2 protein-coding genes are annotated in these 1,223 nt (G+C 60.9%); both read left to right on the top strand.

Going from position 1 to position 1,223, the window contains the following annotated elements; translation table 11 throughout:
- The coding region (locus EN780_RS34670) for a DUF982 domain-containing protein (protein ID WP_348631291.1) at positions 1-335 on the top strand (335 nt) is incomplete at its 5' end.
- Positions 336-578: 243 nt separating this feature from the next.
- On the top strand, positions 579-818 hold the full coding sequence (locus tag EN780_RS34665) for a DUF982 domain-containing protein (protein WP_128276498.1): 240 nt from the start codon (positions 579-581) through the stop codon (positions 816-818).
- Positions 819-1,223: the final 405 nt, after the last annotated feature.

Below are 1,223 nucleotides of genomic sequence, written 5' to 3'. Positions count from 1 at the left end.
GCGAAATGCCGTGCAATGCGGGATTCGTTAATTGGGAGGAGCGCATGGATGCGGAGGAGTTCGGCAGCCCTATTTTCGTGAAGCGTGCGACCTACATCGTCCAAGAGATTGCGAGCCTCGCGGACGCCATCGATTTCCTCAACGACTGGCCTGAGGATCAAAGAGATCTGACCCACCAGAGCGCCCTTGAGGCCTGCTATGACGCAGAGGAAGGGCACAAACCGTTAAGCGCCGCACACCATGGTTTTATCGATTTCGCCAGGCAGGTCGCCATCCTGGAAGATCCAATCTCTGCCATGCAGTGGATCGCCGCCTGCAAGAAGCGGCGCGCGTAGGGACGGTGGATTGTAGCCAAGCTTGGGGGTATTCCGTTCAGATTTTCACCGAGCGCGGACAAGGGCGGAAGAATCTCCATCATCGCTGGTATTTCGGAAAACCGGGATGACAGTGCTTATGGCGATCGGATAGCCGCCGAGGCATCGAGTTGGGCTTTCGGGTTCGCCTCTTTCTGTCTCCTCGGTTGAGGCATAAAGCTGGGCCGAGCGGACCTTGCCGCACGACTTGAGGGGAACGGTGAGTTGAGCAGATTTGAGCGGCCGGTCGTGGTCCAGGTAAGCCGCCACGCCGCGGAGCGCGTCGTGTTCGATGTCAATGACGCGGCCACGATCTTGCTGCGGGATCTCACGCGTGAAACGGAAAAGCGCAAGGCAGCGATGGACGCGTGTCTGCGCGTGTTGCGCGGTGAGAGCCATCCACCGGCCGCCCGCAGAGCTTTCGTCGCGGCCGCGCTTGAAGCAAAGATCCTGCGCGGCGATTGAAACTTGCGGCGCCCATTTGCGTCACTCCCTCTCTCCATTGCGATTGCCAGCGCCATGATCGCCTGGTGTAAGCCGAGCGATTGCGCGCTAGCTCCGTCGGGCCAGCAGCGAGCGCGGTTCTGCTTTCAAGGCGTCGCAATTCGGGTGCGCGGCTGAGCAGGCGCCGTTGGCTTGGCGTCTTCGGGCCGTGTCGTGGTTGCGACCTCTGAGGATCGCATGGGTTCGCGGGTTCGCGGCAGCAAGCTCACCTGAACAACCAGCCAGCTGCGGCACAGAGCCTCGGCGTTCATCCAGTTCGCAAGATCGGCATGCACCGGCGCTGTCCATCAGGAGCAACCCAACCCCGCTCTTCTGCGATGGCTTTCCTGGTCCTGTTCCGGATCTTCCACGATCAACCCTCAAGGG

It is taken from the genome of Mesorhizobium sp. M4B.F.Ca.ET.089.01.1.1 (assembly GCF_004022605.1).
GTDB lineage: Bacteria > Pseudomonadota > Alphaproteobacteria > Rhizobiales > Rhizobiaceae > Mesorhizobium > Mesorhizobium abyssinicae.
Note: the sequence above shows the minus strand (reverse complement) of the source record. Positions and strands in the feature narration are given on the sequence as shown.